The following is a 23,887-nucleotide window of genomic DNA, read 5'->3' on the forward strand; positions in this document are numbered from 1 at the left end:
TAAAGAAAAAGTCCCACCTTTCTAAAAGATGGGACTTTTTTAATTTAAGAATACTTGAATAGTATATTAGTATATGCTGAATTAATTCTTTAAGGTTTCCATTTCAGCATCAAGGTCGAATGCGTTATTCACTTTTTCAGCAGTGATATCTTCTGCTATCGTGAAATCTTCTTTAAGTTGAATATCTAGAGAAGAAGCTCCTATTTTAACGGTATAGGTTCCTTTTTCTGCAACCCAGGCACTTTGCGCATCGATAAATGAAGCCAGATCTTTAGCAGTAAGTTTAAAGCTAAGCGTCTCTGATTGTCCCGGCTCTAATACTTCGGTTTTGCCAAACGCCTTCAATTCTTCTGAAGGTTTATCTGCTAATTGCGCAGGAGCAGCAACATATACTTGCACAACCTCTTTTCCTGCCACAGCTCCGGTATTGGTCACTTTTACTGAAACCTCAAGTTCGTCTGTAAAACGCGTTGTGCTCAATTTTAGATCTGCATATTCAAAAGTCGTGTACGATTGTCCAAAACCAAACTCGTAAGATGGTTTAACACCAAACGTGTTGAAATAACGATATCCTACATAAATTCCTTCCTCATAAAATACCTCTTTAGGATCGTGTGCAGGAAAACCTGGGAAGTTGGCTGCAGATGGATGATTGTTATAATCTACAGGAAAGGTCATCGTCAATTTACCTGAAGGATTCTTTACTCCCGAAAATACATCGGCTACAGAGTTTCCTCCTTCTTGTCCGGCTTGCCAAGCCAATAGAATGGCATCTACTTTATCCTTCCAACTTGCAGTCTCGATCACGCCGCCAATGTTTAAGATCACAATGACTTTTTTCCCTTCTGCGTGAAAAGCTTCAGATACGGTATTGATCATTTTCACCTCATCCTGACCCAAGTAAAAGTCATTACTCACTTTTCTATCGTGTTGCTCTCCGGCGTTTCTACCAATGGTAATTACGGCAACTTCAGAAGCCTTGGCCTTTTTAGCCAACAGATCCTTGTCTAAAGGCATCTCAGGAATACGTTGCACATCTGCCAATAAACCACCATTTTCTTCACGACGCTTCATTTCTTTTGCAGTCATTTCTTTTACAAAAGGCACATACGCGCTTTGTAAATCGGTATCGATCTGATAACCGGCTCCGGTTAGACCTTCGATCAAAGAAACCGAATAGGCTTCATTTACATCACCACTCCCGGTTCCACCTGCGATAAAATCATAGGAGGTATCGCCAAAAACAGCAAGTGTTCCAGATTTGTTGGTATATGGCAATACATCGCCTTCGTTTTTCAGTAACACCATTCCTTCGGTAGCAGCGTTTCGGGTAACTTCAGCGTGCGCTTTCAAGTCTGGTTTATCGCTGTACTTGTATTTGGCAACGGTAGGCGTTTTTAAGATGTAGTTCAAAATACGTTTTAGGCTTGCGTTTACAGCTGCCTCATCAATACTCCCATCTTTTAGCGCTTTAATCAATGCATTTTTTTGAGCTACAGTTCCCGGCATCATCAGGTCGTTACCTGCCTCTAGCTGTGCGACAACATCACTTGATCTCGTAGTATCAGTGATGGTCTCAAAACCCGGATAACCACCAAACCAGTCGGTCATTACTAAACCTTCATAACCCCATTCTTCTCTTAAGACTGTTTTTAACAAATCGTTGCTTGCAGACGCGTAAGTGCCATCAATCTTATTATAAGCGGTCATAATCGTCCAAGGCTTGGCTTCCTTTATGGCGATCTCAAAACCGCGTAGATAGATCTCACGCATAGCACGCTCACTCACGTGTGCATTTACAGAAAGACGATTGCTTTCTTGATTATTTGCAGCAAAATGCTTCACCGAAGTCCCCACATCGTGCGATTGAATTCCGCGCACATACGCTGAAGCAATTTTACCGGCAACCAAAGGATCTTCAGAATAGTACTCAAAATTTCTTCCGTTAAGCGGGTTTCTATGAATATTTAACGCCGGTGCCAACAATACATCTACGCCATATTCCTTTACTTCCTCTCCCATTGCTTTTCCTACTTCTTCGATCAATTGGGTATTCCAGGAAGAAGCCAATGAAGTTCCTACCGGAAATGCTGTCGCATAATACGTATTAGGATCATTTTCTCTTTTTGGCTGAATACGCAATCCCGCGGGACCGTCTGCAAAAACAGTCTCCGGAATTCCCAAACGTTCGATGCCTGCATTTCCTCCGGCAGCACCTAAAACACGAACGTCTGGCTCGCCTTCTAGGGGAACTAAGCCCGCGTAGCCGGGCATTCCCGGACCAATTAATAACTCAGCTTTTTCTTCAGCAGTCATTGCTGCAATCACTTCATCTAAAGAAGCTTTTCCTAATTGTGGCGCTTTTTGTGCATTTGAAAGCGAAATTCCGCCCAATACACAAACGAGCGACAAGGCTACTGTTTTAATATTCTGTTTCATCGTTTGAGAATTAAAAATTAATAGTTACTGATGCCTGAACTGTAAATGGTCTAATGTAAGAACCGGTTAACAACCTTCCGTAATACGGGTCTGGCTCTGTAATAAGTTCTGCACCATTAATGGTTCCTTTAGCACCGCGCTGATTTAAGAAGTTTACCACCGTCGCACCTAGACTGATGTGCTCATTATATTTGTAGTTGATACCACCAAAGGTTTCCCAACGCTCTGCGAAATAAAGCGCATTAGTAAGGTTAGCATACTGCTTACTAAAATATCTGAAGCTTGCCCAAAATCTCCAATCTTTATAGGTATAACTCGGGTCTATTTCCATCAATACTTTGGAGATCTGCTGTACGCTGTTGTCATTGTAATCGTATTCATTATCGAATGCAGTGAAATTAAATTTCTTATATACAGGATCTTGAAGTGTGATCAGGTAATGCAAGTTGAAACCTTTAAAAGGCTTTAAAACAAAATCTGTGGTCCATCCTATCGTCTGGATATCGTAGTAGATCGTATTGGTTACAGACTCGGTATCATCATTAGGGTTTACAAGGTTTAAACGTTGTAAATAATTGTTCTTGTTCAAATAGGTCGCTTGAGAAACCAACTGGATATAATCTGTGTTCCAGAACACCCCAAGACCTCCCAACGGACTTTTACTTTTTGTCAAGTTAGGATAAGGAGCTCCGGAATAATCTCCCAAAAGACCATTTTCTTCGGTATACAGGAAGCTACCAAGTATACCAAAATTGTTTAGGACATTATAAGTCGCGTTAAATTTACCTGCTACGTGAAACCAATCGTGATCAAACTGCTGTTTGTTTGCTTCATCAAGTACTAAGCCCGCAGCTCTTGGAGTGGTATAATGATCTCCTTTCATTTTATGATAGCGTAGGTGTAGTCCATAATCTAACTTTAAGCGATCGCTAACCTTCCAGGAATCTGAACCATAAATAGAGAGTTTGTTTTCAAAACCGTTGTTGTACTCCCCTCCCACGTTGTAATTGTAGAATCCGTCTACATCGGTATTGGTTCCTATAAGTCTTCTGGGCTGTGGCTCTACAGATTGAAAAAAGAAGGAACGGTTAGAATGGTAATCGTCGACCGTGTAATATTGTTCTAGCATTCCAAACGTAAGGTCATGGTTTCCTAGTTGTTTTTCTACTGAAAATCTTCCCATTAGCGTGGTTGTGGGAATTCGGGGAGAATTCATTGCCAGTTGGGTACCTACCTGACCGGTATATGCTTCACCCGTATCTGCAAACGTAAAATTGCTACCGGCACCTGCATTAAAAATACTAATTGGCGCACTGTACATCAAAGAAGCTTCAGCGATATGAAGTCGGGTTGAGTATTTAAAATTCCAACCGTTATCCATTAGATAATTACCAAAAATATCAAAGTTATGTGCTTCTGAAGTAGCAGATTGACCATCCATATCTGCCCAATAGTTGTCTCCACTTACCATATCTAAAAACTTGAGTCTGCCATCTCGTGGTAAGTAGGAATCGCGACCAATGGTAAAGTCATCAAGTTCTCTGGCTTCCCCGTTAGGACCATATTCAAAAACCGCATAGTTGGTGAGTGAATAGGAATTAGAATACTTGTAGGCAAATGTAATATCCCCCTTATTTTCCTTAAAATGCTTGGTAAGTCCTATGCGATAAATCTGAGTTTGATCTGCATAGTTGTTGAAACCTAAATCATACGTACTCGGATCAAAGTTTACAAATGCACCTGCAGAATAACTCCACCCGCTTTCTGATATAGGCCCTGAAACATTGATGTCTCCCTGAAACCAGCCAAAGTGACTTCCAGAAAGTTTTGCTTTTCCTTTAAACTCCTTAGTCCCTTTTTGCGTGTACGAATTCACCCCAAAGCCAAGATCACCCATAGTATTGGCAAGACCATCCATTTTAAGCAAACCGGTGCGTTCTAGACCTACACTTTGTCTCCAGGTTCCGGTAGACATTTCTGGCCAAAACCAATACACCACCGGGAGGTTATTTTCTAAAATTGTGATTCCGCCTATAGAAGGTGGTAGGCCGATGTTTACTTCTCTGGGACCGGTATTACTTTCTGCATTGAGCATCACATTACGGTTGCCGCTTTCTTTGGCATTACCATCTTTTACAACATCCTGCTGTATAGCAACAGAATCCTGAGTGGCTAACTTTTCCTCTTCTTGTGCTTGAATCGAAACGACTCCTAAGACCACAAAAAGCAGGCTGAATATATTCTTGTAATTTAATTTCATTATATAATTTTTATTTTCAATAGCTTCTTGGTGAAGCATTCAGATTTGAGTAAAAAAATTCAAACCTTGTAGTTTGTGTTGAAAAAATTTTCTCGTAAAAATCCGGGGCTACTTGCTATAAGCAGCCCGGATTTAACACACTAGTTTAACCGCCAAAAGGGTTGTAATCCCAGTCTTTCAACATATCGGGACCTTTTACTAAATTCTTATTATGCTCTTCTACTATTTTATTGATCGCAGTGATCACTTCGGGATGTTTAGCAGATATCTCATACTTCTCAGAAGGATCTACATCTACATTGTATAATAATGGTGTTTCGTGCGCCTCACGATCTTCAGCATAAGCAGATTGCGTCACATAATGTGCTTTATAAGAACCGTAACGTACCGCGTAAAGTTCGTCTCCTCTGTAGTAAAACATCGTTTCTCGAGGACTCTCTTTTCCTTCAAAAAGTGTTGAGCTTAAGTCTTCACCATCCAGTATACGGTCGTCAGGAAGTTCAACACCAGCGAGTTTACTAAAGGTTGTAAACAAATCCATAGTAGAACCTAATTCTGTCACGATACCCGGTTTGAGGTTACCCGGAGACCAGAAGATTCCCGGCTCGCGCATACCACCTTCCCAAGTAGATCCTTTTCCGTCACGGAGTAAGCCGGCACTTCCGCCCTCTTCGTCCATTACTAACCAAGGACCATTGTCTGAAGTGAATACCACAATAGTATTTTCTGCAATTCCTTGCTCTTTAAGAGCTTCCATTACCCGACCTACATTATGATCGATCTCTTCTACGACATCACCATATAATCCACGTTTGCTTTTTCCTTCAAATTCTTCTGAAGCAAATAATGGCACGTGTGGAAGGTTATACGCTAGATAGATAAAAAACGGATTTTCTTTATGCTCTTTAATGTACTCAATAGCCTCATTCGTGTAGCGCTTGGTTATGGTATGCTGGTTTGCAGGACGCTCGATGATCTCTGTGTTTCGCATCAGCGGAATGTTGAAACTACTGATTTCTTTACGCTCTTCTGACTTCCAGAAATTCCAGTAATCCTGAGGTTCATTCATCTCTAAAGTGATATCCATATCATTAGAGTAAGGAACACCGTACCAGTAATCAAAACCATTGTTTACAGGAAGGTATTCTTCTTTATCTCCTAAATGCCATTTACCAAAAGCTGCTGTTCCGTAACCACCTTTTTTAAGTTGTTCTGCGATGGTGATCTCGCTTTGAGGTAAACCATTGGTTGACCAAGGCTGCAATACACGATGCACTTTACTGGTCATCCCGTTTCTTACGGGAAGTCTTCCCGTCATTATGGCTGCACGACTTGGGGTACATACGCTAGAACCCACATAAAAGTTGGTCCACTTCTGCCCTTCCATCGCCATTTTATCAAGATTTGGGGTTTTGATCGTTGGGTGACCATAACTGCTTAGATCTCCGTAACCCATATCATCTGCAAAAATGATCACAAAATTGGGCTTGTCTTCAATCTGGGCTGAAATCGTAATAGTTCCACCCAAAAGAATCGCTATAAAAAGCGCTAATTTAAATTTGACTGTTGTTGTATTCATCTGCTGCTTTTTTCCTATAACCTTTTCGTAAAAGGTCTTTAATGTTTCAATTTAAAGCAATAGTAATAATAATTTTTAAAGATTCAAAATGAAGCATTGAAAATTTAACATTGTAAAGCCTTTGATTTTGGTTTATGCGCAATTAGAATAATATTAAATGATAATATTGCAAATACTACAGGTGATTCTGCCTGAAAGCTTGAAAATAGCTTTGGGTATTTTTATATAAATCTGCTAAAGCGTACTTTTAAAAACTAATACAATTCTCATGTCGCAAAAACTTCACGATATCCTTCTGGCTGAGTCTGAAAATAATAAAGACCTTTACCTGCCTCATATTTCTATAGACAGTGTTGTTTTTGGTTTTGACGGTGAAAATTTACACGTGTTACTTACCAGTTTGATCGGGAAATCTGAATGGATGCTTCCCGGAGGATACGTATTTAAAGAGGAGAACATCAACTCAAGTGCGCATAGAATTTTACAAGAGCGTACCGGGGCCGAAAATATTTTCTTGAGTCAGTTTAAAACCTACGGGGCTACACAACGCTCTGAAGATGCGTTTACCGAATTGCCCGAGGATCTATGGCATAAGCAACGCTACATTTCTATCGCATATTATGCCTTAACTCGCTATGATGCCGTGAACCCTAGAACAGACAAGTATTCTGATTCGTGTGCCTGGCAGCCGGTAGAACAACTTCCTGAAATTATGATGGACCACAAAGGAATCATTGAAGATGCTTTAATGCATTTAAGACGTGATTTGAATTACAAACCGGTCGGACTAAACCTCTTGCCACAGAAATTCACAATGCCAGAACTGCAAAGGCTCTACGAGATCATTCTTGACAAATCTTTAAATCGCGGTAATTTCTATCGTAAAATGACACGTTATAATATCTTAGAGAAACTGAATGAAACCCGCAGAGGTGGCGCGCACAAAGCTCCTGACTTGTATTCTTTTAATTTGGAAAATTACAATGTCGCGCTGGAGAACGGTTTGCAAGAAAGCTGGTAAATCTCAATACTTTTTAATGCAAAAAAAGCTCCAGGATCCTAAAGATCCCAGAGCCTTTCTTGGGGTAAATTTAAAATTATGCGGCTACAGGCATACTGTATACCGTAGATAGTACTTCGGTTTCTGAAGCTACATTTAATTGTGTTGCAGGAGCCCAAACGGTATAGTTAAACCAAATACTGAATAGACGTACAGGAATTTCAAGCGAGTCTTTTAATCCTAATTTAGAGTCCTCTACGTGCACCCAGCGCTGTAAAGCCTGCTCGTGAATGGCATTCATGACCGCCTCCTTGCCGCCCATATGGTGCTTCAGTCTAATAAACATTTCTACATCAAAAAGCCATTTGCTTAAAAACTGATTTCCATAGATTACAGGAACGAGATCACGACTGAATACTTTTGCGCCGCACTGCGTATCTTGTATGGGCAGGCCCAGTATCAAAAAAACACAAAATTTAATCACCTTAGAAAAGAACGCGCGTAAAGGATCTTTTTCTATTCCGCTATCATCTTTTGCTCTACTTCCAAAAACCATTTTGAGGTTTTTATTGGTTTTTAATGTCTGATCTAAAGCCATAAAATCTTCAAAGTCGGTAGAAAGGTCGGCATCCATAAAGCCTATATGTTGTACATTTTCCTGGCTGTATAAGTAACGTGCTCCTGCTCTTACGGCTGCAGCTTTACCCGAATTACGTTTCATATCGATTACGGTAACTTTTTCAGGATTTGCGTGCTGAATACTCTTAAGTACATTTAAAGTTTGGTCTTTACTCCCATCATTTACAAAACATAAATGATGATTTTCAGATTGCGTGATAAAAGCTTTAAATGCCGCTTGATCTATTCTTTTTTCTTCGTTATAACACGGGATGATGATTGCAGTTTTCATAGGATTTGTTTTGGTGTTTCTGATTAATTACACCACAAACATATCGGGCTCTCGCAGGCTAAATGCTTGATTTTCGATGGTTAAACGGCTACTTTAGATGAAAACCGTTCGTCGACAGATGAGTCATTCATCGAAAGTTCTATCTTAGCTATGTAAGAAAACAAACAATCTCTTATCTTATAATTTCATGAAAAACACCCCAAACAGATACTTGATAATCGCCCTGTTGATCGGGGTCGTATTTCATGGTTTTGGGATCTTTTTTACACTTGAAGGCACCTATGATGCCTTAATCCATTTATTTTTTGCAGATCATTATGCCTCGCATTGGTTTGAACCTTGGAACTACAGTTGGTATACCGGTTTTACGGTTATGGGATATCCACCACTAGTACATCAGGCGATCGCCATATTATCCTTGATAGGTGGACTAAAATTTGGGATGTTCACGGTAGCAATCATCGGGGTGATCCTATTTATCACCGGTGTTTATCGCTTCGCTTTGCTCATTACCGCAAGTGCTCACGCTGCAGGATATGCAGCGATTCTTGCTGTATTTTCATCCTCTTTTGTAGAAACCCTACATATCTTTGGTCAACTGCCCAGTATTATTGGTGTTTCGATCCTGATGCACGCATTGCCAGAAATTTACCTTTGGCTGACCTCCGGAAAGAAAAAATACTTTTTAACGTCATTGTCCCTGCTTGCAGTCACGGTTTGCTCCCATCACGTCACGCCTATTTTCGGAATGGTATTCTTCATTTTCCCGCTGATCGGGATGGCAGTTATGGATGAAGCCAGAACCCGAGTAAATACGATGAAAGAAATCACCTTTCCCGTTTTTCTCAAAGCCTTTTTTAGGCTGCTAAAGCGAATGATCGCCTTTGGCTTTTCGGCCCTGTTTTTAATTATCGTTTGTATTCTACCCTATTGGATCAATACTAAAAATAATCCCATCACTCAAGTTCCTATTCCACACGGGTCGCGGGATAATTTTCTAGAGATCACCTCCAGCGGACTCGTTTTTTTTCTGATTCCGTGGGGAATTTTACTGCTGCTAATGCCTTACTTTTTCTACCGGTATTACAGTAAACGCTATTTATTTTTTGGACTATCCTTGACGATGCTCACCATTTTGGGAACTGGTGGCACCACGCCTATTCCTAAAATCATTTTGGGTGATAATGCTTTCAATATTCTTACACTAGACCGCTTTACCTTGTGGGGAAGTATTATGGTTTTACCATTGTTTGGAGAATTTGCATATCGCTTTGCAGAAGGCGACTATAAAACCTTTTTAAGTACAAAACTGGGCGGTTTATACCATCGCATTCTGGCGGGTATTCTGGCAGGTCTGTTTTTAGGTACAACGGTCTTTACGATGACGCTCAATAACTTTAGACCCTCGCAGCCCGATCCTATTAATATGTTGCCCATTGTAAATTTCCTCAATCAGGATCAACATTATAAATGGCGGTTTCTTCCACTAGGTTTTGGAGACCAAATCGCCTGGCTTTCGGCACAAACCGATGCAATGACCGTAGACGGGAATTACCACTCTGCACGAAGATTACCCGAGTTGACTTCGCGCGCTATTGAACGTCTGGAGAACTCAAAATTCAGAGGGGTTGAAGGTATTGGTTCGCTGCAACAATTTCTCACCGTTCCTGAAAAGTATAATCTTAAATATGTTTTTTCAAACGATAAATTCTACGATCCGATCCTGTATTTTGCAGGTTGGCAGCGCTTGGGTTTACTTGAAAATGGCATTATGGTTTGGGAAAAACTCGGTGTACCACCAATGCCCGAGATCATTCCTAAAGATGACATTCCGGTATTTTTAATTTTGATGTGGGGCATCATTCCGTTGCTGACGGTTCTTATCGCTTTTGTGATCAATATTCAATCGATCTGGATTAGGGCTTTGCGCTCCAAAAAACCTACACTGCCCAGCTATATGCGATGGAGGCTTGATTTTTCGGCTGCTGCCAAAACTTCAAACAAACGCAAACGCTTGTTATTTCTTATAGCGCACGGCTACGGTGTCATAGTATTGTTTTGTTTTGCCTTTGGCATTTACACCTTCTACCTCAAAAATGCAGATCAGATTGCTCCACAAAATGTGCTTGAGGCTTATTTTGATGCTATTGATTTTAAAGAGCTCGAGCGCGCCTATTCCTATTTTGATCCCAAAAGTGATAAATCGCTAGATCAGTTTATGCTAGAATTTGCGGTAACAGACGGCTTGCTTAACAGCTATGCAAAACTGGATGCCATTGAGATCGATATCACTCAAAAAACCGACTCCAGTGCGTTGGCCACTGCTTATGCCAAATGGATCACCCCTTTAGAACGTATTCCTACACAAGAGGATTTTGAATTGGTAAAGCGGGGCCCAAAATGGTATGTAAAACCTAAAAACCCCGATCTCGATCTACCGCCAGACCAACTCATCACCAGTAATGCTACCGATTTTTATAATCATGGGAGAAGGCGCATTACCTCTGAGCAAACCTATCACGAAGACATTTTAAAACAACCGGTGTTGGAGGTGCTTTCAGCCCGACTTTTAAAGGTAAATGGCGATTATATAATTGTAGGTGAAATTCAAAATATTGATAATGTTCCGGCAGATGTTTCGGTTAAAGGAACTTTGTATGACGCACAAGATCTGGCTTTGGCAACTTTTAATGCCAAATATGAAATGAAACACAAGCTAATGCCTAAAGAAATAACCTCCTTTAAAGTTGAATTTGAAGGCACTGCCTGGGTAAAACCCGACGAACACGCACCGCTCACTTTTGATCCTGAACAATTCACCCCGATTGAATTAGAAGGAAAACCCGTTACTTTTGACTTGCACGTTTCGGCAAATGTCGCCAATACCGATTTGTATAAGAGCGTGGTCGTTAATGATATCAGGATAGAAGATGAAATGCTTCAAGCAACACTTTTCAATCCCGGGACGCAGCAAGCGACAATTCCGCAGGTGTTGTTATCCTATTATGATGCAGCGCATCAACTACTATGGGTAGATCATCATTTTTTAAAGGAAGGCGTACGCCAACAGCGAAAGCAAGAAGTACATTTGAAATTGCAACCCAAAGCAACAGAGTTGATCAGTGCGCGTATGCAAGCGATTTTTGTGAATGGTTTATCTAACGAAGAGATCGCCCGAAAAGTGATCCCCAATCGAAAGTCTACCCAACAATACGCCACACATATTGCATTGAAAAATGGCGGATATCTCAAAGTTGAATTGAATAATTATTTAGGAAATCCGCGATGAAAAGTAAACTGATACATATCTTATGCCTTTGTGTGTTGCTGCTTGGTTTTACCTTAAAACCTGAACAAGCGCGTAAACCCATTACTCTAAAGCTGCTTACCCAAACAACAAAAGTTGTTGCTCAAGATCGTGTACAATTACGCTTTGAGACCGAAGCTGAAGATTTGAAATTGCTGGTTTCAAACGCTCTAGGAAGTACAGTTTTAGAACCGGAAACTACTTCCATACAGAAAAGCTTTCTAATTCAAGCGCCTTACGCCAACGCCAGCGGAAAACTCGACTGGAAATTGATTCATAACAAAAATATATTGATGCAAGGTAGCCTGAATATAAAACCAGACACCTCAAAAATTGCAGCGATCGAATCGTACTTAGGTCCGCAGCGTATTCTGGCTGGTGGCGCCGATTTTGCCCAATTAACGCTTTTGGCAACCGACGTTTATGACAACCTCCTCCCCGACGCTACTTCCCTAACGCTTGCAACCCGATTTAAAGAGCAACAACAAACCGAAACATTACCCGTAAAAAACAGAATTGCCTGGAAAAACCTGTTCTCTCCTCAAAAAACCGGAACCATGTTTACGGCTGTTCATCTTAACGAGCGTTCCTCAAAATTGCAAACGATCTATATAGATGCGCATTTAGCGACTGATTTCAATATAACGTATGAGCGTCCAAATCCTTTTGCTGATGCAGACCAGATCACGACGTTTAAAACCGGCACGATCAAAGATCAATACGGCAACCTTATTTCTGACGCAACTTTGGTCAATTTTGTAATTAAAACTCAAGACAGCCAACTTTTGCAAACCTCAGGTGCAACCCTTAACGGCGTGGCTCAAGCACAAATCCTACATCCTAACCGCGCACAAAATTGGGAAGTACAAGCCTTTATTACCGGTATTGCAGAAAGTAATGCTTTAACTATAGCATATGCCCCGGCACTGGATGCTTTCCCTCTGGAATGGGACGAAACAAAGGCTGTTGTAAAAGTTGGTCCACTCACTGGTAAATTACAGCAATTGCTTGCTGAAGGAACGCCGGTAGTTCTTCAACTAAAATCCACAAAAGGCACCTATACGCTTGAGAAAAAAACACAAGAAGGAAAGGTGGAATTTCAATTAAACACAAGCTTTTATAAACCGGGAATTTATGATCTTAAGGTGACCGTTTTGGGAGTTTCAAAAACCATTGAAAAGATAAACCTCTATTGAAAAATCAAAATAAAAATATCTATCGCGCGTTACTTATTCTCTCTTTTATAGGATTGAATTTACTTTTGGTCGCGGCCATAAGCAACATTCTTTCCTACCTCAATACCGGTGCAGACAAAAGTACGATGCTCAATCTGGCATTGGGAGCCGAACCGGTGTATAAACCGCATCTTGTTTGGAAGGACAGCATCAACCCTAGTCGACCTATTGAAAAACCAACAAAAAAACGTGTCGCACAGGATTATTTAAATGCGTGGTATGTGCGTGAAGTAGCGCTTGCCACCGGAGAAAATACAGGGATTACTGATTATTATACCGAAAGTGCTCGTGCTAAAATTGACACGCTTCTTCTTCAGAATAAAAAAGGTAAGACCTTCATAAAAGGAGCTTCCCTCAATCACGAACTCTATCTTGAATTTTACAGTGCAGACGGGCAACTCATCAGTTTTAGAGATGAGGCTGTTTTTGAAATTAAACAAATTTACGACCAAGAAAAACTCGTGCTGGAAACTCGAGATACTTCAGCCTACCGCGTGGTTATGCTGCTCGAAGACGGCTTTTGGCGCATTAGGCATCAGGAGCGCATTATTCCGCAAGCAAAGGATTCTTCAGCACAAAAGTCATCCTTAAAAAGACTTCCGCAATGGATTAAAGGCGTGAACTATTACCCTCAAGAACATCCTTGGAATACGTTTGACACCCTTTTTAAAGCGGAACGTATACAAGCTGATTTCGAAAAAATCAAACAACTTAACCTCAACACCCTGCGTATATTTGTAGGTTATGAAGATTTTGGCAAAGCGGAAGTAAATCCCGAAAAGCTAAACCGACTGAAACAGCTCATGGATCTGGCGCAAGATGCCGAACTTCAAGTGATCGTTACCCTTTTTGATTTTTATGGAGATTATTCCGTTTTAGATACGCCAAATACGTTTAAACATGCTCGAAGCATTATTTCTGCGCTCAAAGCACATCCTGCGCTCTTGGCCTGGGATCTGAAAAACGAACCCGATCTCGATTTTGATAATCGAGGAAAAGACCAAGTCACCTTTTGGCTTCAGAATCATATTGCGCATCTCAAACAGCTTGACCCTGAAACTCCGGTCACCATTGGTTGGTCTAAAGCAAAAGCGGCCACAATTTTAGAAGAAAAGCTAGACGTGGTAAGTTTTCATTATTACGAAGAGCTTGAAGACTTTGAAGAAACCTATCGAGACTTGAAAGCAAACACGAGCAAGCCTATCATGTTGCAGGAATTTGGCCTTTCAACATATTCAGGCCTCTGGAAACCTTTCGGAAATGACGAGAACGATCAAACAACCTATTACGAGCGTATCTTACCCATTTTAAAATCTAATAACTTACATTTTGCGTTCTGGACACTCTATGATTTTGAAGAAGTACCCACAGCAGTGGTAGGACGACTGCCCTGGCGCAGAGCGCCTCAAAAGAAATTCGGTATCCTAGACTCTCAAGGGGAATCAAAAGAAGCTGCTACTCTATTTAAAGCCTTAAAATAACTTCACCAGCAAGCAAAAAGAAACCCCAAATGCTTTAGGGAGAGCAAGAGGGGTTTGCAACCAAATCAAAGAGGGTGAAGGGACACTATCCTGAAATCAAAGTCTTAGAGGTCTTAACTTGTTTTGAAAGCATTATTTCTTTAAAGACGTTTACATATTTGTCTGCGATGCAGGACATAGGCAAAGCGGTTGCTGCTTGATAGTTGGCCATGCCCATAGCCACACGATAGGCTTCATTTTCGAGAACAACCTTTAAGGATTCTGCCAAATCCTTACTATTGTTCGGTTCAAAAAACTCGGCTTGATAGCCTTCTTCTCGTGATAAAATACCCAGATCTCCAAGGTCTGGCATGACAACCGCTTTGCCGTAACTTCCTGCCTGATGCAATACCCCGCTGCTGCCGGTAGTTGAAGTGTAGGGGAAAACAACTACAGCAGCTTCTTCAAATAAGCGAGGCACTTCTGCTTCTTCCACATAACCTGTAAAACGCAGTTGTTCTACATGTGCATATTTTTGTTCTACCTGTTTTAAATAGCCTTTTACGTTAGGATTATCAGTCCCCGCGATCACGATCTCCAGGTCTAGCGTTGTTGTCGCTCTCAAGTGTTGTACTGCTTCAATAAGCATTTCGACCTTTTTGTAAGTTCCGAACTTGCCAAAAGTCATTACTTGCAGCGGACCTTGAGGAACATTATAATTAGGGGTGTCAGGCAATTCAAACGTTCCGTGGGGAATTAATCCTATATTTTTTGCTTGGTACTTCTCCTCAAGTATGCTTACATATTTACTGATCGTCAAGGCAACAAAATCTGCTTGTAAAAGGATACGCGTAAGTGCGCTTCCGATGAAATTGTATGCTTTTTGAAGTACTTTGTTTTGAGTGATACCTGCTTCAGAAAGATCTACTTGTTCCATAATATTGTGTAGTAATACTACGGAAGGAATACCCATCATTTTGCAAATTCCGGGTAAGATAAGTCCGAGAGCAGCCGGGATCTTTTTATCTCCAAACTTCATAAACTGAAGATTAAAAAGTACAGCGTCTGGTTTGGTTTGGCGTATTGCTTTTAAAACTCCGGGAAAGCTGTTGTAGCTGTTAAAGCTCCAACATTTTTTCACGCTTACCTTACATCCTGAAACATCAAGGTACTGTTCTGCTACATCGGTCTCAACATCGGTAAGTAAGATCAACTCTTCAATTTCCTGATGATTTCTAAAAGCGCGCACCAGATAGTAAGCATACTCATTGAGTGTTACTTTACTGGGCGGAAATGCGGTTACAAGTGCTAGTTTCATTTGATTTGGTTTTTAATTCTGATTCAAAGATGAAAAGAAATAAAGCTGGTTTTTGCGAAATACGTTTGATCGAAGACTAGTGTAGACCAATGGTACTTTACTTGCGTTTAACGGTTAACACTTAATCTAACTCCCTCTTCCTTAAAACAATAGACCACTTGTACCAGAAGAAGTACAAGCATCGTGGCAATTTGTACCAACACCACGTGCAACAATTGGTCGTGAAACAAGAGCACGCCACTTATTTGTAAAGCGCCACCCACCAGACTAAAATATACAGGCCGGTATTTACCCAGCGATAAGAAGTAATAGGTAAACAGATTTGCCACTGCAAAAAGTCCGGTAGCTAAGGCATAAGGGCCTAAAAGATGCGCTACTTCGAGATACGCCTGCCCAAACATCAAATTGACGATCATCTTGGGGAAAGCGAAACACACCACCACAATACTTGCCGAAAGTAGCCCAATATAACCCACGTATTTCCATAAAATCTTTGTGGTACGTGTTCCTGCTTTTTTCTTCTTTACCACTTCCGGAAGCAACAGCATCACAAACATCCAGGCTACGAAATACACCACGCGTCCTATTAATGCCAACGAGGCGTACAATCCTGCTTGATAGGGTTCAAAGAAATGCTTTACAAGAATAATATCACTGTTGTTGATAAGAATTTGTGTTCCTTCATAAAGTGCTGTGATCGATAAAAACTTGAGGACTTCAGTTGTAGATTGGCGATCTAATGTTTCCTGATCGGTTTTGATGGTTTTTGCTCGGGGAAATTGTGCCGCTACAATAGACAAACTCACTCCCAGTGCTACACCAATGGCAGGCTGTTCTTTAAATAATAAGATGCATAAAAACGTAAGCAGTAACCTGCTCCACATTTCGATCTGATAGGTTTTTGATAAGCTTAGCAGTTCCTGTTTTCCTTGATAGATCCCGCGATTGATACTCATCACAAAATAGAACGGAACAGACAAGCCAAAAACCACAAACATCATTGATGAGGAGGTTTGTAATACTTCTTGAAAGAAGCTTGCAAAAAACACAAAGACAAGTCCTGTCGCAAACCCCATACGAAGGCTCCATCTATTGATCTTTTTTAGAAATGCGCCTTGCTTTTCTTCTTCGAGCAGTGCGATGAAGCGCGCGGTACCCAATTGAAACGTCATCGCTGCAAACGACAACACCAATAATAAGGTGATTAAAATCGCAGCATCGGCAAAAGCTTCAGGGCCAAGCAAGCGCCCAAGAAGTAAGTTATAAGCGTAGTTACCGGTATTTACCAGCAAGGCACTTAGCATAAAAATCTGTTGGGCAGAAATTTTCTGTTTGACAAAAGGTATCGCTATCATAATGGCAGATTTGGAGTGATTATTAGGCTACGTTTCCCAGCAAGTACCGCTTTCCGGCAAGGCCGAAGGTTCCACTTACCGATTTATTAGAAAGGCCTTTAAACAAGATGAGTTTACCACTGTTTCTGTAATTGGTTTGCAAAGTGATCAACTTCATAACAGTACTTAACGTAAGTTCTTGGAGTTCGCTTAGGTCGATCGTGATCTTCTTTTGATTTCTAAAGTCTTCATTGATCGTTGCTGCGAGTTCGCCAACAGACTGTACTTTTAAAATTCCACGTATTTGAATGCTCTGGTTTTGTGTGATAAAAGAATACATAACAAAAGATTTAAAGATTATGAAGCAAAGATGAGGAGCATCGAGAGGCGACAGCGGAAAATTTCGTTCGGCGGAATTTAAGTGTAGATGAATGGTTCAAATCCCGCAGATAAACCGAAACAACCAATGCTATCCTTTTAAAAAATATTTGTTATACACTAAGAAGGCTTCAATCCTCTTATATATAAGAATTACAAAGCCTGACGAAATCGCTCACGTATCGACTAACAAACTCAAAATCTGACGTTTCTAAAAGTTGTACTCCCCGTGAAATGCGCTTATGTTTCGATAAGCTGTACATAGCTGTAGATTAAAAAAGAAGGTATTGCGGCTAACTTGCTCCTACCAAATCTTAGTTATGAAAACAGTTTATTTATGCCTTGTAAGTGCTTTACTATTTATAAGTGTTCAGGCGCAAGAGATGCAAACCGGGTTTACTTATCTTGAAAACGGAAAGAACGCAGAAGCTCAAGAGTTCTTTGCAAAAATTCTTAAGGAATATCCCCAAAACAAAACCGCACGTTTATGTTATGCACGTGCTTTAGGTCTTGGCGGTCAACCAAAGGAAGCCTTAGCTTTATTTGAAGAAATGCGTAACGATTATCCCGGTGATCTGGAAATCGAATTAAACTATGCCGAAGCCTTTTTATGGAATAAAAACTTTGAAGCTGCAGTTCCTGTGTATAAAAAGCTCGTTGCAGAACATCCAGAGAATTTTGGGGCATTGTTGGGTTATGCAAACACCTTGTCAAACCTAAAACGCTATCAAGAAGCTCGGGTGTATATCAACAAAGCACTTGAAGTTGATGCGGAAAACCCAAGTGCCAAGGTCTCTTATAAATACATCAAATTAGGAATGGCGGGACAATTGGCCAAACGTCAAGAAATTGACAGTGCCGTTGCATTGCTTCAATCAAATTTTGAAGATTTTCCTCAGGATCGTGATACCCAACTCAATCTTATCGCCATCTATTTACCCAACAAAAGTTTTGAAGAAGCTGCTAAAATCTATTCTGGTTTTAATAAGAATAGTAATGACAGCATCACCGGGAAAATAGGTTTAGCACTTGTTGCTCATTTGCAAGAGGAAGAACAACAGGCATTGCAACAAGCGACGGAAGCCTATACTTTAAGTAAGCAAAAGAAAACCGACTCTTTAGTGCGTCTTCAAGCAGCAGAGCGTTATGTTCAAGCTTTAGTCTGGAATGCAAAGTATGCTGAAGCCAACCAAACGATCAAAGCATTAGATTCAACTTATACAGATCACAAGACCCTTTTAGCGTTAAAAGCGATGTTAGGGATGTATACCGGCGATTTTAAAGCTTCAGTAAAAAACTATCAGCAAATTTTAGCGCAAGATTCGACTTCCTTTGACGGCAATTTGGGGATTGCTAATGCCTATCGTGCAAGCGATAATCCGCTGCAGGCATATGCTTTCGCTCAAAAAACACTTGACTACTATGAGGGGCAAAAAGATGCTTTAGGTTTGATCAAAACTTTAGATCTATCGTACGCTCCAGAACTAGGCGCACGTGCTTCTTTAACCAAAGATAATGGAGAAAACCAGGCATATAGCTACGGCTTTAATGCTGCGCTACCTTTTTCTACTGCGTTTAAAATTGGTGCTCAATACGGTTATCGTATCACCCGCAACGGTATAAGTGGCGAAGAGGCTACGGCCTATGAACTTGGCGCTAATCTAGAATATCGCATAATGCCGGGCTTAAATTTTAAAGCCAACGCCGGACTCATTAAAGCAAGTACCAATGAAAATGAATATACCGATACACAAGGCGGAATAAGCTTACAAGCAAAACCCTTTAAACGCCAGCAAGCAGAGTTTGGTTATCGCAGAGCTTTACAGAATTTTAATGCTGCGCTACTACAAGAAAAAATAGCCTTGAATGATTATTTCTTGAATTACAACTGGGGAATTACAACACGTCTGGGTTGGTACACGTCTATGATCTATACCGCACAATCTGACGAAAACAACCGTAAATTGTTATTTACCTCGTTGTATTATTCCCTCACACGTAAGCCTGCGCTTAAAATGGGCTTCAACTATCAATATCTGAGTTATAAAGATCAGGTGAATGCTTTGTATTTCAGTCCGTCTAAATATCAGGCGGCAGAGCTTTTTGCAGATCTACTGCTTAAGCCTGCAGAAAACCTTACTATTCATACAGTTGCTGCCGGCGGTCGTCAATTTGTAGAAGATCAAGAAGCTACCTCTATTTTTAGAGCTGAAGTGAATGTACGCTACAGTTTCAGTAATCAATTTGATCTCGGCCTTTATGCGCAATACAGTAACGTCGCCTCGGCTGTAGCCAGTGGTTTTGAGTTTGGAGAAGTTGGTTTAAGCTTAAGATGGCAGCCTTTTGCTAAGCCGCTTTTCAAGTAAATTACCTCAGTTAACATAAGCTTTTACGGTACCACAAAATGTAGCTATTACAAAAGCCTGTCCCAGACAGGCTTTTCTGTTTTTACAGGTTTCACCACAGCATTTTAAGTATATTTATGCTGCTAATTTGTGATATGAGGAACTACTTCTATAGCTTCTGCCTACTTTATTTATGTACTTTCGTTTGCAATGCACAAAAGCAGTACACTTTTGATCATTGGCTCACCTACACCAGAACCTTTTATAAAGACAGTATTAAAATTGAACACAGACCTTTTTATACAAAGGACAGTACGACTACCGTAATTTACTTAACCAATGCTAATGACAACAGCTATCACGCTGTGGTTACGCCTAAGGGTTCTTTACATTACAGGCTTCAGTTTAAAGATGAAAACGGACTCACATTTGACGTTAACCTTCTCAAAACGGAATTAGAACAAGCAACTAAAATCAATATTCCCTGTGAATTTGTGAGTAGCTATCGCAATCATTTTGCATTTATGACCAAGCACTATGCGTTCAGTAAAGTTCGTGATACCTTGGTTGATGGTAAAACACAACACTGGTATAGCTTCAGCCCAACAAGTAAGCGCAGGCAAAAGCGGTCTAAATCAGGAACAAAGATCTATCGGGTGGCACCTGAAACCGAATATCATCTTCCTGTATTTGACTATGCTGTAGCTTTTCTAGATTGGCAACTCGCCCCAAAACAAATCCCTAACGGAATTTTTGCCGAAAAACTTTTTGTCGATTATTATGATCATATCGATCAAAGAGATGTGTTGGTTTCCTTCCATAAAATAGATAAAAGCATTCGTATTGATGCAGCTTGCGATTATACCCAAGAAAACTCCAAATCAAACTGATTGTAATACGGGATCGGCAAAAAAACTTCACAAACGAGCTAAGGGCAAATCTTTCTGCCGGCCAAGGAAGACTCGTTAGGTAATGGTTTTTAAAGCTTTTGGTACCACAAAAAAGGCGGTAGTTTAAAACTACCGCCTCTAACAAACTAACTAACCAACACAAAAAAACTAATTTATAAGTAACTTTCCATTATATATATTACCGGTATCTGTGGTCACTGCATAACTGTATAAACCGGTAGGTAAACCGTCTCGATCCAGGCGAAGTGTATTTTGATTGCCTGAAGTTTTTCTCTTTTTTGAAACCACCTTGCGTCCATTCATATCTACAAGCTCGATGGCTGCTTCTACAGCAGGAGCCGGAAGTTTGATCAAGGTGTACTGCGTAAAAGGATTGGGATAATTATGTACCTGCGTGCTTTGAAGTTCTTGAGCTATCGCTTCTACAGAAAGACTGCGATTATTGCTAAATGCCAGATTTTTTAATCTCACCGCTGCTGACTGAAAATTGATATAATCACCCTGTACAGAAAATACAACACTGCGTATCGCGGTCACACTTTGAGCCTCACCAGATGCATTTTTAAATTCGTCAAAAGGAATTGCATAAAATTGATTTTCTTGAGATGCCGGTAGCGTATAACGCAGCCTGTTTGACCAATCTTCAAGGTTTGCCGGAACCAGAATAACTTCAACAGGAACATTGGTTTCCAGCTCAAATTCAAGAGCAGATAAATCACGCACATCAAGCGCCAACTCACCGGCGAGAATGTGTCTAAAAATATTAAACGTCCCCTTTACTTCTGCATTAAGTGAAACATTGCGTTCAATACTGTAAGCATCTCCTTCTGCAACTTCAACAGCTTGGTCGATGATAAAATCGGTCAGGTTTGCTTCAGTTTGATTATAGTCGATACCCCAAGGTCCGTCTGCAAGGTACAAAGCATCGTAACTACCTGTTTGAGCATCTGTAAGCGATACACCAACATCAAATAAATATCCGGTTTCTAAGATAACCTGCTCTTCATACGCGCCGCTAAGGCTTAAGTTTTGCACCGTGTTTTCTAAACTATCAGTTTCGGTTGCACGCTTATTAGTTTCTGCCACAAGTGTTTTTACTCCTGTTTTATTACACAGATTTAAAACAAGGGCACCGCGGCTGTAATATCCGCTTTTGACAAATACCTCGGGTAATTTATAGGTAGTATTGGGGTCGCTGTTTAAGCCTCCTGATTGCTCTAAAACATCTAAAGCATAATTTATAAGGCTACTCACCTGCGCTACTGAAGTTCCCCAAAATTGAAAGTTTAAATAGTCACCTTCCGGATATTGATCAATATTCCAGTAACTGTAAAGCGTTTGTGCAGCATCGCTCTGATTTACCGAAAAGCTCACAGCATATTCTTTGAGTCCGTTAGCTCGTAAAATTTCAGCTAAAATAAACTGATGTCCCCGCAGTTGAAACCTACGAATGTCATCAAGAGTTGCTCCATTCAATCGGTCACAAATCGTTTTGGCGTGATCATACACGCGGTCTTCGGTCTTGAGCAACAGACCTGCTACGACACGATCTTCTCCTTGATAGTAATCAATCGCAAAAATACCTGAAGCATTAGTGATGTCTTGCAAGTCAGACGGACTCGCAACAGCAGCTGTTTCGGTGCCAAAAAGTGCTGTTTCACCAAAATATGACGCCAGGTTTGAAGTGCCGTTTTTTGAGGGAAACTTACTTTTCTTAAATCGGGACTGGGCTGCTTTGGTATTTTTTTGATCGTTTGTTTTGCTTCGGTTCAAATTGCGCTTTGCAATGAGTGTAGACAGGTCTCCGTTGCTTTCTAAACCGCCGTCGTAAGCAGAATTCACCTTAGTTGCAGAAGCTACATCAGCATAATTTTTGGTTTCTAAAGCCGTATAAGGATTGGCTGAAATATAAAACAAGGCATCATTAAAATCTTGATCACACGAACTGTAGTCCCGACGAATATCTTCAAAACCTAGAATGATTCGTTCATTTTCAGGATCGTTGAGCAGCACGTTATGATAACGCAAAGCAGGATCGGCCTCCGGATTAAAATCGGGATTAGAATACAATTGCCATAAACCCCAGGTAACTTCAGACTTCCAGGCATTTGCCAGCAGCACCCAACCAATGCCGGTGCCGGCTTTAAAAGAACCTAATTTTACTTTGTTTCCGGCCTTTAAACCACCGCCGGAACCTTGTGCAGAAACATTAGGGAAAATTATGGTGATGTCCTTATCGGTAGGTTTTTGATCTAAAGGATTGTTGATGTCATACGTATAAAACCCGAGAACATTCTTATACCCTGCGCCTTCGGCGACAAAGGTAACGTAGACTTCAGCATCCTCGTGCACAATGACATCTGTATCATAATCGCTGGAGATGTAATGCGGATTATAGGTAGGCACCGGATAGGACTCCGGCAAAGCACTGGCAACAAGCGAAAGCGTTTCTGAGGTAACCACATCATCCGGAGCTTCTAAATAAAGCGGTGTGCCGTCTGAGGTATATTCACCTAAAAAGCTGAAATTTTGAGCAGTAGCAACCACCGAAATTAAAAGTATGCTTAAACTTAGAAAAGGTCTCATAATCTGGATTTTAATCCAAAATTAAAAGACTAGAAGCGCTGAAATTTGAATATTCGGTGGGTCGCGTTTAAGTGTAGTTGAATGGAAAACTATACGCGTTAAAGCAAATTAAGACGCTTCATCAAAATAGGACGGTTTGAACGGCTAATAGGAATCACATCTTTTGCGATCAACACACTGTTGTCTTCAATGTCGATGATCTTATGAAAATTGATCACATAAGACCTGTGAATTTTTAAGAACTTACTCTCGGGCAGTTTCTCTTCGATCTTCTTTAAGGTAGAATGAACCGTGTAGTTTTTCCCTTCGGTTTTGATGAGGATATAATCTCCTTTGGCCTCAATAATTAAAATGCTGTCAAAATCAATCTTGATCAACCTGCGGTCGATATTGATATATAAATCCTTGCCTTCCTCCTGCTTTGCTTCTGTGGCTGCTGCGGGTACGGCAGGTTCTTTGCTGGTTAAAGAGAATTGCTGCGCTTTCTGAATCGCTTTTAAAAAGCGAGGGAATCCTACCGGTTTAACAAGATAATCTACGATGCAATCGTACTCAAAAGCTTCGATAGCAAAATTGCGATCTGAAGTGGTTAAAATAATTTTTGGCGGACTTTTCAAGGTTTGAATAAAATCAAAACCTGTAAAGTCGGGCATATGAATATCTAGAAAAATTAGATCAACCTCGTTTTGATTTAAATATTTAATAGCACTTATCGCATTCTCAAATTGTGCCACAACCTCAACATCTGTGCTTTTCTCACAGTGGTTACGAATTATTGAGCGCGCCAAAGCTTCATCATCGATTATAATGCAGTTCATAAGTAGG

General features: G+C 40.6%; 15 protein-coding genes. 6 read left to right on the forward strand and 9 right to left on the reverse strand.

The features are described 5' to 3' along the window. Positions 1-81 precede the first annotated feature (81 nt). From WA338_RS13315 to WA338_RS13325, 3 genes are all read right to left on the reverse strand, one after another. Positions 82-2,439 (reverse strand): beta-glucosidase, encoded by a 2,358-nt coding sequence (locus WA338_RS13315; RefSeq protein ID WP_009779750.1) that lies wholly within the window; start codon positions 2,437-2,439, stop codon positions 82-84. Between the two features lie 10 nt (positions 2,440-2,449). Then, the gene (locus WA338_RS13320; RefSeq protein ID WP_273004806.1) at positions 2,450-4,699 is read right to left on the reverse strand and encodes a TonB-dependent receptor; all 2,250 of its coding nucleotides are present in this window, start codon (positions 4,697-4,699) and stop codon (positions 2,450-2,452) included. 145 nt (positions 4,700-4,844) lie between these two features. Continuing rightward, a complete protein-coding gene (locus WA338_RS13325) occupies positions 4,845-6,278 on the reverse strand; it encodes a sulfatase family protein (protein ID WP_009779748.1) in 1,434 nt (477 codons plus the stop codon). A 268-nt stretch (positions 6,279-6,546) separates the two neighbouring features. Here WA338_RS13325 and WA338_RS13330 point away from each other — a divergent pair, with 268 nt between their 5' ends. Further along, positions 6,547-7,299: an NUDIX hydrolase gene (locus WA338_RS13330; protein ID WP_009779747.1), complete on the forward strand. Its 753-nt coding sequence runs from the start codon at positions 6,547-6,549 to the stop codon at positions 7,297-7,299. Between the two features lie 76 nt (positions 7,300-7,375). On the opposite strand, the gene WA338_RS13335 is transcribed toward WA338_RS13330, so the two are convergent. Then, positions 7,376-8,188: a dolichyl-phosphate beta-glucosyltransferase gene (locus WA338_RS13335; RefSeq protein WP_009779746.1), complete on the reverse strand. Its 813-nt coding sequence runs from the start codon at positions 8,186-8,188 to the stop codon at positions 7,376-7,378. A 187-nt stretch (positions 8,189-8,375) separates the two neighbouring features. Between WA338_RS13335 and WA338_RS13340 the strand changes: the two genes are divergently transcribed. Genes WA338_RS13340 through WA338_RS13350 form a run of 3 tightly spaced genes read left to right on the forward strand, consistent with a single transcriptional unit; the run spans position 8,376 to position 14,211 of the window. Next, a complete protein-coding gene (locus tag WA338_RS13340; RefSeq protein WP_009779745.1) occupies positions 8,376-11,477 on the forward strand; it encodes a membrane protein in 3,102 nt (1,033 codons plus the stop codon). Continuing rightward, positions 11,474-12,691 (forward strand): hypothetical protein, encoded by a 1,218-nt coding sequence (locus WA338_RS13345; protein WP_009779744.1) that lies wholly within the window; start codon positions 11,474-11,476, stop codon positions 12,689-12,691. The genes WA338_RS13340 and WA338_RS13345 overlap by 4 nt, the downstream gene beginning before the upstream one ends. Next, positions 12,688-14,211, forward strand: a complete 1,524-nt coding sequence (locus WA338_RS13350) for a cellulase family glycosylhydrolase (protein ID WP_009779743.1) — start codon at positions 12,688-12,690, stop codon at positions 14,209-14,211. Before WA338_RS13345 ends, WA338_RS13350 begins: the two co-directional genes overlap by 4 nt. A gap of 85 nt (positions 14,212-14,296) precedes the next feature. Here WA338_RS13350 and WA338_RS13355 read toward each other — a convergent pair whose 3' ends face one another. From WA338_RS13355 to WA338_RS13365, 3 genes are all read right to left on the reverse strand, one after another. Continuing rightward, positions 14,297-15,508: a glycosyltransferase gene (locus WA338_RS13355; protein ID WP_009779742.1), complete on the reverse strand. Its 1,212-nt coding sequence runs from the start codon at positions 15,506-15,508 to the stop codon at positions 14,297-14,299. A gap of 107 nt (positions 15,509-15,615) precedes the next feature. Further along, the gene (locus tag WA338_RS13360) at positions 15,616-16,863 is read right to left on the reverse strand and encodes a sugar isomerase (protein WP_009779741.1); all 1,248 of its coding nucleotides are present in this window, start codon (positions 16,861-16,863) and stop codon (positions 15,616-15,618) included. 22 nt (positions 16,864-16,885) lie between these two features. Next, complete coding sequence (locus WA338_RS13365) at positions 16,886-17,182, reverse strand: STAS domain-containing protein (RefSeq protein ID WP_009779740.1); 297 nt, start codon at positions 17,180-17,182, stop codon at positions 16,886-16,888. Between the two features lie 358 nt (positions 17,183-17,540). Between WA338_RS13365 and WA338_RS13370 the strand changes: the two genes are divergently transcribed. Beyond that, complete coding sequence (locus WA338_RS13370) at positions 17,541-19,586, forward strand: tetratricopeptide repeat protein (RefSeq protein WP_336093741.1); 2,046 nt, start codon at positions 17,541-17,543, stop codon at positions 19,584-19,586. Between the two features lie 134 nt (positions 19,587-19,720). Next, positions 19,721-20,455 carry a hypothetical protein gene (locus tag WA338_RS13375; RefSeq protein WP_009779738.1) on the forward strand — a complete coding sequence of 245 codons (735 nt, stop codon included), beginning with the start codon at positions 19,721-19,723 and terminating at the stop codon, positions 20,453-20,455. 168 nt (positions 20,456-20,623) lie between these two features. Here WA338_RS13375 and WA338_RS13380 read toward each other — a convergent pair whose 3' ends face one another. Together WA338_RS13380 and WA338_RS13385 are read right to left on the reverse strand one after the other, a co-directional pair. Continuing rightward, positions 20,624-23,062: a DUF4114 domain-containing protein gene (locus tag WA338_RS13380; RefSeq protein ID WP_272986663.1), complete on the reverse strand. Its 2,439-nt coding sequence runs from the start codon at positions 23,060-23,062 to the stop codon at positions 20,624-20,626. A gap of 98 nt (positions 23,063-23,160) precedes the next feature. Next, positions 23,161-23,880 carry a LytR/AlgR family response regulator transcription factor gene (locus WA338_RS13385; protein WP_272986665.1) on the reverse strand — a complete coding sequence of 240 codons (720 nt, stop codon included), beginning with the start codon at positions 23,878-23,880 and terminating at the stop codon, positions 23,161-23,163. Between the last annotated feature and the right edge of the window lie 7 nt (positions 23,881-23,887).

Source organism: Leeuwenhoekiella sp. CH_XMU1409-2 (assembly GCF_037029365.1).
In the GTDB taxonomy this organism is placed as follows: Bacteria; Bacteroidota; Bacteroidia; order Flavobacteriales; family Flavobacteriaceae; genus Leeuwenhoekiella; species Leeuwenhoekiella blandensis.